Source organism: Streptomyces sp. ST2-7A, assembly GCF_021390475.1.
Classification (GTDB): Bacteria; Actinomycetota; Actinomycetes; order Streptomycetales; family Streptomycetaceae; genus Streptomyces.
In genome coordinates this window covers 86,264-99,050 of record NZ_JAJUWS010000023.1, presented here as the reverse complement: position 1 = coordinate 99,050, position 12,787 = coordinate 86,264, and the positions used below count along the sequence as shown (strand labels likewise).

The 12,787-nt window shown below is 72.3% G+C and carries 10 protein-coding genes and 1 pseudogene; 6 read left to right on the top strand and 5 right to left on the bottom strand.

What is annotated here, in order from left to right; all coding sequences use genetic code 11:
- Window positions 1-274: 274 nt before the first annotated feature.
- The 5 genes and pseudogenes from LZF96_RS15560 to dnaA form a co-directional block, all read right to left on the bottom strand.
- Entirely contained in the window at window positions 275-856 is a 582-nt protein-coding gene (locus LZF96_RS15560; protein WP_374203250.1) for a DUF721 domain-containing protein, read from the bottom strand.
- A 1-nt stretch (window position 857) separates the two neighbouring features.
- Window positions 858-1,997, bottom strand: coding sequence for a DNA replication/repair protein RecF (gene recF, locus LZF96_RS15555; RefSeq protein ID WP_233872006.1), 1,140 nt, complete (start codon window positions 1,995-1,997; stop codon window positions 858-860).
- A 169-nt stretch (window positions 1,998-2,166) separates the two neighbouring features.
- Window positions 2,167-3,081, bottom strand: a pseudogene (gene gnd / locus LZF96_RS15550) (phosphogluconate dehydrogenase (NAD(+)-dependent, decarboxylating)); the annotation flags it as partial.
- Window positions 3,082-3,181: 100 nt separating this feature from the next.
- On the bottom strand, window positions 3,182-4,312 hold the full coding sequence (gene dnaN, locus LZF96_RS15545; RefSeq protein ID WP_233872031.1) for a DNA polymerase III subunit beta: 1,131 nt from the start codon (window positions 4,310-4,312) through the stop codon (window positions 3,182-3,184).
- A 1,969-nt stretch (window positions 4,313-6,281) separates the two neighbouring features.
- Window positions 6,282-8,303 (bottom strand): chromosomal replication initiator protein DnaA, encoded by a 2,022-nt coding sequence (dnaA, locus tag LZF96_RS15540; protein WP_308294214.1) that lies wholly within the window; start codon window positions 8,301-8,303, stop codon window positions 6,282-6,284.
- Between the two features lie 522 nt (window positions 8,304-8,825).
- On the opposite strand from dnaA, the gene rpmH reads away from it, so the two are divergent.
- The 6 genes from rpmH to rsmG are packed head-to-tail and all read left to right on the top strand — an operon-like array spanning window position 8,826 to window position 12,112.
- Window positions 8,826-8,963 carry a 50S ribosomal protein L34 gene (gene rpmH / locus LZF96_RS15535; RefSeq protein ID WP_233872002.1) on the top strand — a complete coding sequence of 46 codons (138 nt, stop codon included), beginning with the start codon at window positions 8,826-8,828 and terminating at the stop codon, window positions 8,961-8,963.
- 23 nt (window positions 8,964-8,986) lie between these two features.
- Window positions 8,987-9,361: a ribonuclease P protein component gene (rnpA, locus tag LZF96_RS15530; protein ID WP_233871999.1), complete on the top strand. Its 375-nt coding sequence runs from the start codon at window positions 8,987-8,989 to the stop codon at window positions 9,359-9,361.
- Window positions 9,358-9,645, top strand: a complete 288-nt coding sequence (yidD, locus tag LZF96_RS15525) for a membrane protein insertion efficiency factor YidD (RefSeq protein ID WP_374203249.1) — start codon at window positions 9,358-9,360, stop codon at window positions 9,643-9,645. The genes rnpA and yidD overlap by 4 nt, the downstream gene beginning before the upstream one ends.
- A gap of 12 nt (window positions 9,646-9,657) precedes the next feature.
- Complete coding sequence (gene yidC, locus LZF96_RS15520; RefSeq protein WP_233872026.1) at window positions 9,658-10,818, top strand: membrane protein insertase YidC; 1,161 nt, start codon at window positions 9,658-9,660, stop codon at window positions 10,816-10,818.
- A gap of 17 nt (window positions 10,819-10,835) precedes the next feature.
- On the top strand, window positions 10,836-11,339 hold the full coding sequence (locus LZF96_RS15515; RefSeq protein ID WP_233871996.1) for a R3H domain-containing nucleic acid-binding protein: 504 nt from the start codon (window positions 10,836-10,838) through the stop codon (window positions 11,337-11,339).
- Window positions 11,336-12,112: a 16S rRNA (guanine(527)-N(7))-methyltransferase RsmG gene (gene rsmG / locus LZF96_RS15510; RefSeq protein WP_233871993.1), complete on the top strand. Its 777-nt coding sequence runs from the start codon at window positions 11,336-11,338 to the stop codon at window positions 12,110-12,112. Before LZF96_RS15515 ends, rsmG begins: the two co-directional genes overlap by 4 nt.
- Window positions 12,113-12,787 lie beyond the last annotated feature (675 nt).

Genomic DNA, 12,787 nt, shown 5'->3' with positions numbered 1-12,787 from the left:
GGGGGGGGGGGGGGCTTCGGGTGTGTTTGCGGGGGGCGGGGGGCCGGGGGGGGGGCCCGGGGGGGGGGGCGGGACCCCCGGTGGAACGGGAACGCCGGGGAGCCGGGCCGGAGCCCCGCACCGGGAAGCGGGGCGAGGCGCGGGGACCGCCCGACCGGGAACGGTCCGCAGGACGCGGGAACCCCGCCACGGGCGGCCCGCGTCGGAGCGGATCAACCGTCGGCCGGGGCGCCCCGGCGTGTGTTCCGGCGGATCGCCCCGCTCCGGCGCGGGGTCAGCCGTAGGTGTCCCCCGGCCCCCGACTGCCCGGCGCGCGCAGTGCGCCCGTCCGGCCCCGAGGCGGTCCCCCCGGCCCCAGCACCCGCAGCAACCGCACCGACCCCTGTCCCGCCGCCGCGTTCAACTTCGCCACCAACTGGGGTGCCAACAGACGGAGTTGCGTCGCCCACGCGGTGGAGTCGCAACGCACCGTCAACACCCGCTCCTCCTCGTCGTACCGCTCGGGAAGACAGTGCCGACCGATCTCCGGCCCCACCACGTCCGGCCAGCGGCCCCACACACCACCGACCGCCAGCGGCATCTCCCACCCGCGCTCCGAGGTCAACCGGTCCAGCGCCGCGCCCAGCAGCAGCGGATCCCGACCGCCGGGGCGGGCCCCCGACCGGACCCCGGCCCGCCGGACCCGTCCCTGCCGATCCGGCACCCCGCGCTCGCGGGCCCGCTGTCGGGCCGCGCGCAGCGCCACCCGGGCCAGGTCGACCCCGGTCGGCTCGGCCGGCGCGGGCCGATCGGGCCCCTCCGCCGGGCCGGCGGGGCCCCCTCCGGCGCCCGCCGCGTCCCGCCCGGAGCGGCTCACATCATCCCTCGACACGTTCCACGTTCCCTTCCGAGACCGTGTACCGCGCACCGCGCAACACCGCCGGCACGTCCTCCGCCACCGCCGCCGTCACCAGCACCTGCTCCCCCGGCAGCACCAGCTCCGCCAGCCGCTCGCGCCGGCGCGCGTCCAGCTCGGCGAAGACGTCGTCCAGCACCAGCACCGGTTCCGGGCCCTCCTCCCGCAGCACACCGTAGGAGGCCAGCCGCAGCGCCAGCGCCAGCGACCAGGACTCACCGTGGCTGGCGTACCCGCGCGCGGGCAGCGCCCCCAACCGCAGCGACAGGTCGTCGCGATGCGGACCCACCAGGGTCACACCGCGCTCGACCTCCCGGGGCCGGGCCTCGGACAGCGCCGCCAACAGCCACGCCTCCAGCTCCGGACCGGTCACCGGCGGCGGACCGCCCTCCGGCTCCGCCGAGCAGCGGTACTCCAACGAGACCGGCCCGCCGCCCGGCGCGACCTGCTCGTACGCCTTGTCCGCGACCGGTCCCAGCAGCTCCACCAACGCCAGCCGGCGGTCCAGCAACTCCGCCCCGACCCGGGCCAGGTGGCCGTCCCACACGTCGAGGGTGGACAGGTCCATCCGGCGACCGCCGTGCCGACGGGCCATCGCCGCCGACTTCAACAGGGTGTTGCGCTGGCGCAGCACCCGCTCGTAGTCCGCCCGGACCCCGGCCAGCCGGGGCGCCCGGGCGGTGATCAGCTCGTCCAGGAAGCGCCGCCGCTCCCCCGGGTCACCCTTGACCAGGGCCAGGTCCTCGGGGGCGAAGAGCACGGTGCGGACTATGCCCAGCGCGTCGCGCGGCCGGACCCGGTCCGAGCGGTTGATCCGCGCGCGGTTGGCCCGGCCGGGGTTGAGCTCCAGCTCGACGGTCTGCTGCCGCTCCCCCTCGACCACCGCCGCGCGGATCACGGCGCGATCGGCGCCGGCCCGTACCAGCGGGGCGTCGGAGGCGGCCCGGTGGCTGCCCAGGGTGGCCAGGTAGCCGACCGCCTCGACGAGATTGGTCTTGCCCTGGCCATTGGGGCCGATGAGCACCGAGACCCCGCGGTCCAGGGCGAGCTCCGCCCGGACGTAGGACCGGAAGTCGGCCAGCGACAGGTGGGTGACCCGCATCGTGACCCGGCCTCCTCTCGCCGCCCTTTCCCGCCGTCCCACCGGGGACGGTCGCGCGCCGGTCGCGCGCCATGACGCCGAACCGGCGTCCTCCTCAACCGTCGTCCACCGCTGTGGACGGGCCGACGCGGTGGGCCGGGACGCCGTGCGCGCCCCGGCCCACCGCCTCTCACTTCTCGATCGGACCGGCCTTGCCGTCGGTGGCCTCCACCGCGTGCCCACCGAACTGGTTGCGCAGCGCGGCGATCATCTTCATCTGCGGGGAGTCCACCTGGCGGGAGGAGAAGCGGGCGAAGAGCGAGGCGGTGATGGCCGGCAGCGGCACCGCGTGGTCGATCGCCGCCTCGACCGTCCACCGGCCCTCGCCGGAGTCGGCCGCGTAGCCGCGCAGGCCGACCAGGTGCTCGTCGTCGTCCAGCGCGCGGACCGCCAGGTCCAGCAGCCAGGAACGGATGACAGTGCCCTCCTGCCAGGCCCGGAAGACCTCCCGCACGTCCGTCACCGGGTCGGCGGCCTCCAGCAGCTCCCAGCCCTCGGCGAAGGCCTGCATCATCGCGTACTCGATGCCGTTGTGGACCATCTTCGCGAAGTGGCCGGCACCGACCTTCCCCGCGTGCACCGAACCGAAGTCGCCCACCGGACGGAGGGCGTCGAAGATCGGCTGCACCCGCTCGACGTGCTCGGTCTCACCGCCGTACATCAGGGCGTAGCCGTTCTCCAGGCCCCAGACCCCACCCGAGACGCCGCAGTCGACGAAGCCGATGCCGCGGGCGGCCAACTGCTCGCCGTGCCGCTCGTCGTCGGTCCAGCGGGAGTTGCCGCCGTCCACCACGATGTCACCGGGGGACAGCAGCTCGCCGAGCGCGGTGATCGTCTCGTGCGTCGCGTCACCGGACGGGACCATGACCCACACCACGCGGGGGGCGTCCAGGGTCTCCACCAGCTCCTTGAGACTGTGGACATCGGCGATGTCGGCATTGCGGTCGTACCCGACGACGGTGTGGCCGGCGCGGCGGATCCGCTCGCGCATGTTGCCGCCCATCTTGCCGAGACCGATGAGACCGAGCTGCATCGAGGACGCCTTTCTGCTGTCTGCGGGTGTGCTGCGGGCGGGCCGGCGGGCCCCGCCCCCACGAGCCTACGCCGCGGCCCGGACGGCGGGCGCGGGCGGGCCGATGGGCGGATCAGCCGCTGAGCCGCACCGGCATGATCAGGTACTTGTAGGAATCATTCGCCTCGGCGTCGAGGGCCGGTCGACCGCTGAGCAGCGCCGGCTTGGTGGAGGTCGTGAAGGAGAGCTGGGCGACCGGGGAGTCGATCGCGCTCAGGCCCTCCAGCAGGAACGCCGGGTTGAAAGCGATCGAGATGTCGTCACCGTCCAGCTGGATGTCCAGCCGCTCGACCGCCTGGGCGTCGTCGCTGGAACCGGCCTCCAGGGTGAGCACCCCCTGCTCGAAGCTCAGCCGCACGGGGGTGTTGCGCTCGGCGACCAACGCCACACGCTTGACGGCCTCCACGAACGGGGGCGTCTCCACCACGGCCACGGAGTTGAACTCGGTGGGGAAGAGGGTGCGGTACTTGGGCAGATCGCCCTCGAGCAGGCGGGTGGTGGTGCGCCGTCCCGCGCCCTCGAAACCGATCAGGCCCTCGCCGGAGCCGGAACCGGCCAGGGCGATGGAGACCACGTCGCCGCCGGCCAGCGACTTGGCGGTGTCCAGCAGGGTCTTCGCCGGGACCAGGGCGACCGACGAGATGTCCGGGTTCTCCGGCTTCCACAGGAACTCGCGGACCGCGAACCGGTAGCGGTCGGTGGAGGCCAGGGTGACGGTGTCGCCCTCGATCTCCACCCGCACGCCGGTGAGCACCGGGAGGGTGTCGTCGCGACCGGCGGCGATGGCGACCTGGGAGACCGCGGAGGCGAAGACCTCGGCGGGGACGGTGCCGGTGGCCCCGGGCATCTGCGGCAGCGCCGGGTACTCCTCCACCGGCAGGGTGTGGAGGGTGAACCGGGACGAGCCGCAGACCAGGCTGACCCGCACGCCGTCGGTGGACAGCTCCACCGGGCGGTTCGGCAGGGCGCGGCAGATGTCGGCCAGCAGACGGCCGGAGACCAGGACGGTGCCCTCCTCCTCGATCTCGGCCTCGACCGAGACCCGGGCGGACACCTCGTAGTCGAAGCCGGACAGGCTCAGGCTGCCCTCCTCGGCCTTCAACAGCAGACCCGCCAGGACCGGCACCGAAGGCCGGGCCGGGAGGCTGCGGGCAGCCCAGGCCACCGCCTCCGCGAGCACATCGCGTTCCACCCGGATCTTCACTTCCGCCGCCTCCTGTGGTTGCCGGCCGGTCTGGTGCAGGGCTCCAGTCTGACGCACCGGACCGACATCCCGGGTCGCCGCTCGTCAAGCCGGGGCGGGAGGCGACGGGCCCCGATCGGTCCGGTTGTGCACAGCCCCTGCTTCCAACCGAGTTTCCCGGTCTATCTCTCTGGTCGTAGTAGTAGGGGCTGTGGAAACGGTGGACAACCTCGTTTTCGCAGGCCGGAAGCGATTTTTTGTCCCCGGGGCCCGGGGACGGACCCGGGGACGGGGAGGGGGTATCTGTGGATGAGCCGTCTGTGTCCACACTCCGTCCCCGGGAGTCCCCGGGTTATCGACAGCTCCGTCCCCGGGTTTTCCACGGTTCTCAACAGGCCGGGTGGACGGCCGCTGTGAGCTGATTCACTCCGGACGGTGAAAGTCGTCGACGCGTTGCCGAACAGTGGACAGGGCTGTGGACAGCCTGTGCACAACTCCGATTTCCTGTGGGCCGAGGCCCGGAACCGGTGGACGACGCTTCCGGGCGATGTTGATCCCCTGACGGATCCACAGCCTGTGGAAAACCTGAATCCACATGTCCCCGGGCCAGTGAGCTGGGTGAACCGTTGATTCAACGCCTTGCTGTGGACGCCCTGTGGGCGGAGCCGAGCCATCCCCGGGATGTGGACGGCCTCGGGCGCTGAAAACTGTGGACATCGGGGCCGGCGGACCCCGTAATCGAACACTTCCCCCTGTCGCGAGCGGGGCGCGGGGGCCGCTTCGCCGTCCGGGAGGCCTCCCGGACGGCTTCCCGTGGGCCTCTCCGGGTCGGTCGCTCCGCCGTCACCAGGGAAAATCCCCCGGCGTGTGACGCCCAAACCCGTGCTCGGAAACCCCACCTTCGGGCGTGTCGTGTGTGTCATCGGGTTGACGCGGGGGGTCGGGAAGCGTTCCGGAGAGCGTTGGCGGCACCGGGTGCCATCCCTCGGATGGGCTCGGGGACACCCCCATCGGGTTCCCGCGGGCCGGCATCTCCCGCCGGTCGGTCGGCCTGCCGAGGCCCGTCCGAGCGGCGGGATCGCTCGGCGCCCGCCCGTTCGCCGGTCCGCCCGGTCGGCCCGCTCACCTGTGGGACCTGCCGGACCACTCACCGGCCCGTCGGGCCGGTGAGTGGTCCGGACACGGCACCGATCGGGAGAGGTGGAGGAGGGGCGGCCGGAATCGGAACGTGTGGGAGAGGTGGCGGAGCGTCGGGAGAGGTGGTGGGCGGGAGGAAGAAGAGGGAACGGGAGCAGCCCCGGAGCGATGGTGGTGCCCGCACAACCGGGCGAGGGGGTGAAGGTGTCTCCTCCATCGCCCGCTGGACACAGGAGATGCCGGCGCTCGCCCGTACGACGGGGCGAGGGGGTCGCGCGGACCGGGACCACGGACCGTTCCCGCCGGGCCTCCGTCACTTCCCGGGCCCTTTTGGGAGCGGGCGCTCATCGGTGGGTGTCCCCGGGCACCGGTGTCGGCATCCACCGACGGGGCACGGATGACGGTGGCTCGGTGCGGGGTCCCGTGGGGGCCGCGATCCGCGGGGATGGCGGCCTTCCCGGAGGTCGTCCGGACGACCTCCGCCGACCGGCGCGGGGATGGGCGCGCACCCCATCCCGGGGCCGGTGCCCGGCCGGCACCCCGCCGGGATGAGAGGTGGGTCCGGCCGGACCGGGATGGTGACGGGACCCACGCGGAGGAAGGTACGGGCCGGACGTACCCCTCCTCGTATACGGGGAGGGGTACGTACCCGGGTACGGAGAGGGGTACGTACCCGGCCGAGCGCAGGGGTCCCCGGTGTGGTGGGGCCCGTCCGCCGGATGACCGGATGAAGAGGGGAGGAGCGCGGCCTGTCGCGCCGGCGTCGTCCCGGGCGGCCCTCGGCGCTCCCGGTGCCGGGTGGACCCGCCCTCCCCGCCCCGGCGGCGAGGACGGGGAGTGGAGTGGAGGGGCGTCAGCCGTTCTTGATGCGGTTGGTCAACTCGGTGACCTGGTTGTAGATCGAGCGGCGCTCGGCCATCAGCGCGCGGATCTTCCGGTCCGCGTGCATCACCGTGGTGTGGTCGCGCCCACCGAAGTGCTGGCCGATCTTCGGCAGTGACAGGTCGGTCAACTCGCGGCACAGATACATCGCGATCTGCCGGGCGGTCACCAACATGCGGCTGCGCGAGGAGCCCGCCAGGTCCTCCCCGCTCAACCCGAAGTAGGCGGCGGTGGCCGCGGTGATGTCGTCGGCCGTGATCTCCGGCGCGGAGTCCTCGCCGCCCGGGATCAGGTCCTTCAACACGATCTCGCTCAACCCCAGGTCGACCGGCTGCCGGTTGAGGCTGGCGAAGGCCGTCACCCGGATCAGCGCGCCCTCCAACTCGCGGATGTTGCGCGAGATGCGGGAGGCGATGAACTCCAGCACCTCCGGCGGCGCGTTCAACTGCTCCTGTACCGCCTTCTTGCGCAGGATCGCGATGCGCGTCTCCAGTTCGGGGGGCTGGACGTCGGTGATCAGCCCCCACTCGAAGCGGTTGCGCAGCCGGTCCTCCAGGGTCATCAGTTGCTTGGGCGGCCGGTCCGAGGAGAGCACGATCTGCTTGTTGGCGTTGTGCAGGGTGTTGAAGGTGTGGAAGAACTCCTCCTGCGTGGACTCCTTGCTCGCCAGGAACTGCACGTCGTCGACGAGCAGGATGTCCATGTCCCGGTAGCGCTTGCGGAACGCGTCGGCCTTGCCGTCCCGGATCGAGTTGATGAACTCGTTGGTGAACTCCTCGGAGCTGACGTAGCGCACCCGGGTGCCGGGGTACAGGCTGCGCGCGTAGTGCCCGATGGCGTGCAACAGGTGGGTCTTGCCGAGGCCGGACTCCCCGTAGATGAACAGCGGGTTGTACGCCTTGGCGGGCGCTTCGGCCACGGCGACCGCGGCGGCGTGCGCGAAGCGGTTGGAGGCACCGATGACGAAGGTGTCGAAGAGGTACTTCGGGTTCAGCCGGGCGGTCGGTTCGGGTGGACCCCCGTTGCCCGAGGGGCCACCGGGCCGTCCGGTCCCGGCGCCGGTGGGTCGGGACGGACCGCCGGGCCCGCCACCCGGTCGGGAGCCGCGCGGCACGTAGGGGGGCTGTTGGTCGTAGGGACGCTCGTACTCCCTGTCGTATCCGCCCCGGCCGTATCCCCGTGGGGCGCCGTACTCCTCACGTCCGGAGTAGGGGTCGGAGCGCCCGCCCGGTCCCGGCGGCCGTGCACCCGACCAGTCGCGACCGTAGTCGTCGGGGTAGCCCTCGCCGCGGTACTCGCCGCCGTATCCGGGGGCCTCGCGGCCGTAGTCGCCGGGGCGCCGATCGCCGGCCCGCTCCTCGCTGGCCCCGGGCCAGGCGCCCGGGCGGGGAGCGGGGGCGTGCGGATGGTCGGGGTAGGCCGGGCGCGGGGTGGGGAGATCGTCCGCCCACCCGTCGTGCCGTCCCTCGTGCCGGCCGTCCGGTTGGTTCTCGTGTCGGCCGTCCTGCCGTCCGTCGTGCCGTCCCTCGTAGCCCGGGCGTTCCCCGCGGCCGGGGCGACCGCCGTGTCCACCGGTGGGATCGTGCCGGTCGTCGTGGTCCGCCCGGTCGCGGTGCCCGGCCGGATCCCGGTGGTCGGGGCCCCGGTGGTCGGGGTGCTCCTCGGCGTCGGACGCGCTGCCCGGGTGGTCCCCCGCGCGACCCGCGGACCGGGCCGGCTCGGAGGGGGGCGTGTTCACGGTGATGGCCAGGCGGACCGGCTGCCCGCACTCCTTGCTGAGCGCCGAGCCGATCAGGGGGGCCAGGCGCCCCTCGAGAACGCTTTTGGCGTACTCATTGGGGACACCGAGCAGGGCGGTGTCGGAGACCAGGGCGAGAGGTACGCACTCCTGCAGCCAGCGGTGGTCCTTCGGCTCCAGCCCTTGTTCGGCGGAGAGCATCGATGCGAGCGCGCGTGGCCATACCGCCGCGAGGTCTGCTGGGAGGTCGGCCACTGAATCGCTCTCTCGGGTCGCGGTGACCGGCCGTGATGGGCTGCCACCGGGTGGTGACGCCCGGTCGGCCGGGAATACTGGGGGGTCCGGGGAAGCCCGGGAAAAGACGGCGAAGGGGTGAAAAGGGGTGAATGGCCCGACGTGGTCGGAGTGGTCGGAGTGGTCGTGTCGAGTCCGGATACGTTAGTCAGCACCGCATCCGGGCTTCAAGTCATTGTCCACAGGGTGTGTACAACGAGGGCGACGGGCACGGGTTTCGTCGGAGTTTGACCGGAACACCGGCCCCCGCGTACCGTTGCACAGTCGAGTTGTCGACGGCTGCTGCCGCCTGCCTCCGATGGGCAGACCCCCGGGGGACCCCGGCTCCGCCGCCCCGGCGCGGTGTGGCCGAACTCCGCCGAGCGGCTTACCAGGGCCTCTGCGAGCTCCTCGTGGGCGCACGGTGACAGCCGATCGATGCCACACCAGTGCTCCGACGGACGCCGCCCCGGAGCACACCGAGGAAAATACTGGAGCCCCCGAGTGAGCAAGCGCACCTTCCAGCCGAACAACCGGCGTCGCGCGAAGACCCACGGTTTCCGTCTGCGCATGCGGACCCGCGCCGGCCGCGCCATCATCACCAACCGTCGCGGCAAGGGCCGCGCCCGCCTGTCGGCCTGAGGGCCGACCCGGGTGTTTCCGTCGTGCTGCCTCCCGAGAACCGGATGCGGCGGCGCGAGGACTTCGCGGCCGCGGTTCGTCGCGGTCGCAGGTCCGGGAAGACCCACTTGGTCGTCCACCTGACCAAACGGTCCGACACCACGAACCCGCACGCCCCGGGGGAGCCCCCTCCACCGCGTGCGGGTTTCGTCGTGAGCAAAGCCGTGGGCAACTCCGTGGTCCGGCATCGTGTGCAGCGTCGTCTGCGTCACGTGGTACGAGACCGGCTCTCCCTGCTCCCCCCGGGTAGCCTGGTAGTGGTCCGGGCGTTGCCCGGTGCGGGTGAGGCCGAGTACGCGCGGCTGGCCCGCGAGGTGGACGCCGCCCTGGAGCGGCTGCTGGGAGGGGTACGGGCATGAAGTACCCGCTGCTGCTGCTGATCAAGCTGTACCAGTGGACGATCAGTCCGCTGCTCGGTCCGGTGTGTCGTTACTACCCGTCGTGCTCCCACTACGGGTACGGCGCGATCGACCGGCACGGCGCCATCAAGGGAACGACCCTGACGGCCTGGCGCGTGCTCCGTTGCAACCCGTGGTCTCCCGGAGGGGTCGACCACGTCCCTCCCCGGAAGCACCCCGTCTGGCATGAGCGTTTGCGGAACCGCCGGCGGCACCGGGCCCACACGAATGCCCTAGGAGCCTGATCCGTGGACACGATCAACTCGATCCTCAGTCCCCTGTACTGGTTGGTCACCCATGTGATCATCTTCTTCCACAACGCCTACAGCCAGGTCTTCGATCCCGACAGCGGCTGGGCGTGGGGGCTGTCGATCGTCTCCCTCGTGGTCGTGATCCGAATCCTGCTGATCCCGCTGTTCTTCAAGCAGATCAAGGCCACGCGGAACATGCAGGCCATCCAGCCGCGGATGAAGAAGATCCAGGAGCGGTACAAGAACGACCGGCAGCGCCAGTCGGAAGAGATGATGAAGCTGTACAAGGAGACGGGTACCAACCCGCTCGCCAGCTGTCTCCCGATCCTCGCGCAGTCCCCGTTCTTCCTGGCCCTCTTCCAGGTGCTGAACCACATCGCGAACAACCAGCGGCTCGGCATCCTCACCGCCGACCAGGTCGAGAGCGCCCGTGAGGCCACCATCTTCGGGGCCCCGATCGCGGCCAAGTTCATGGATGGCGCGGACCGCCTCGCCGAGTTCGGCGCCTCCCTCGTCGACGTGCGCGTCGTCACCGTCATCATGATCGTCCTGATGTCGCTGTCGCAGTTCTACACGCAGCGCCAGTTGATGACGAAGAACGTCGACCTCACGGTCAAGACGCCGTTCATGAACCAGCAGAAGATGCTGATGTACATCTTCCCGATCATGTTCGCCGTCTTCGGTATCAACTTCCCCGTCGGCGTCCTGATCTACTGGCTCACCACCAACGTGTGGACGCTCGGCCAGCAGATGTACGTGATCAACCGCAACCCCACGCCGGGCAGCATCGCCTACCAGCAGCGCCAGGAGCGGCTGCGCAAGAAGGGCAAGCTGAAGGAGGACCCGGCGGAGGTCGAGGCGAAGAAGACCGTCGAACAGGCCCGCGCCACCCGCCGCCAGCCCAAGCGGCAGACCAAGGCGAAGCGTCAGGCGGGCACCACCCGCCCCGGTGCCAACGGTTCGGTGCCCGCCGCGGCCGCCGACCCCACCGCCGACCCGGTCGCGACCGCCGCCGGCCAGGGCGATGCCGGCGCCGCGGGCGATGCCGGGGGCGCCGCGGAGGTGAACGGCACCGACACCGTCGCCGGGCGCAAGCCCGCCGGTACCGGGGCCCACGGTCCCAAGCAGCAGCCCAAGCGCAAGCCCTCCGCCAAGACCAAGAAGTAAGAAGAAGGAGTCCCGTCGTGACGGACACCACCGCCGCCGCCCCGGCCACCGACACTCTCTCCCGGCTGGAGCAGGAGGGCGAGATCGCGGCCGACTACCTGGAGGGTCTGCTCGACATCGCCGACCTCGACGGCGACATCGACATGGACGTCGAAGCCGATCGGGCCTCCGTGTCGGTGGTCGCCGAGGGCGACTCCCGCGACCTCCAGCGGCTCGTGGGCCGGGACGGCGAGGTACTGGAGGCCATCCAGGAACTGACCCGACTGGCCGTGCTCCGCGAGACGGGTGAGCGCAGTCGCCTGATGCTGGACATCGCCGGCTTCCGGGCCCGCAAGCGGGAACGGCTCACCGACCTGGCTCGCGAGGCGGTGGCCGAGGTCCGCGAGACCGGTGAGTCCAAGCGGCTGGAACCGATGACCCCGTTCGAGCGCAAGGTCGTGCATGACGCCGTGGCCGACGCCGGACTGCGCAGCGAGTCCGAGGGCGAGGAGCCGCAGCGCCGCGTGGTCGTCCTTCCGTGAGCGGCGCCGCGCGAGCCGATGGTCCCGGGGAGCCGGAGGACTCCCCGGAGGCCGACGAGGTCGCGCCGGTCCCGGGGGACCCCCCGCCGGCGGCGGAGCGGGTCTTCGGTGACCGGCTCCCCGACGCGGTGCGCTACGCGGAAATCCTCGCCGAAGTCGCCGTAGCACGGGGACTCATCGGTCCCCGGGAGGTGCCCCGCCTCTGGGAACGCCACCTGCTGAACTGCGCGGTGCTCGCGGAGGCCGTGCCGGAGCGGGTGTCGGTCTGCGACGTCGGCTCCGGTGCGGGTCTTCCCGGCATCCCCCTGGCCCTGGCCCGACCCGACTTGGAGATCACCCTCCTGGAGCCGTTGCTGCGGCGCACCAACTTCCTCCAGGAGGTCGTGGAGTTGCTCGACCTGCGGCACGTCACCGTGCTCCGGGGGCGCGCGGAGGAGGTCATGGGCAGCTTCAAGCCGGTGCACGTGGTGACCGCCCGTGCGGTGGCGCCCCTGGATCGGCTGGCGAGCTGGGGGGTTCCCCTGTTGCGGCCCTACGGCGAGATGCTCGCCATCAAGGGCAGTGGGGCCCCGGAGGAGCTGAAGGCCGCTCGGGGGGCGCTCGGCAAACTCGGAGTCGTGGAGACCTCCCTGCTCCGGGTGGGTGAGGGAGTGGTCGATCCCCCGGCCACCATCGTGCGGGTGCGGGTGGGAGAGAGCCCCGGGGGGATTCGCTTCGCCACCAAACGGGCCAAGGCGGCCCGGTTGGAGCGGGGGCGTCGGCGGCGCGGCTGAGGTTCACTCCTCTCGGAGCCCGGAGCCCGGAGCCCGGAGCCCGGAGCCCGGAGCCCGGAGCCGTGGGGGTGGGGGCGCGACTCCCCGGGGCGGGTGTTCGCGTCCGGGCCCGTACGCCCCCTCGCCCCGTTACTCCATCCCGGGGCTCCGGCCCGGGACGCGGAGTGTCGCGCCGGACGGTTTCCGTCCGGCGCGCATCGTGTTTCACGTGAAACCACGCGCTCTGCTGCAAGGCATCATCGGCCGTCGCCGGATGGCCGCCGGGCCTTCGCCTCGTTCCACGCACGCCCCCGGGCCACCCGATTCCCGTTCCGCACCCCCCGCCGGGCCGACACCCTGCGCCGGATCCCCCGGTTCCCGGGCCGCGCCGGTCGCTTCCCGCCCCGCTGAGCCACCCGGTGCGGCGGGCCGGCCGGTCGGCCCCACCGGTCCTCCCGCTCCGGTGGTGGACGGTACCGCCGACCCGGCTCCGGCACGGGCCTCCGGCCCGGCCCCGGCACCCGCCCCGGCACCGGCTTCGGCCGAACGGGGATCCCGGGGCCCGGACGACGCAGTCCCCTGTCCAGTCCTCACCGGAGCCCCGGGGTCATCGGGCCCCTCCGCTTCCTCCGTCGTCGGTTCGCCGGATCGCGGGACTCCCACCGGGGGCACGTCCCCTTCGAGGCCCTCCGCCCC

What these genes read in the sequence shown, in the direction of transcription:
- yidD (WP_374203249.1), top strand. Translation starts at nt 9,358, where the DNA reads ATGAAGTACCCGCTGCTGCTGCTGATCAAGCTGTACCAGTGGACGATC.
- recF (WP_233872006.1), bottom strand. Translation starts at nt 1,997, where the DNA reads ATGCGGGTCACCCACCTGTCGCTGGCCGACTTCCGGTCCTACGTCCGG.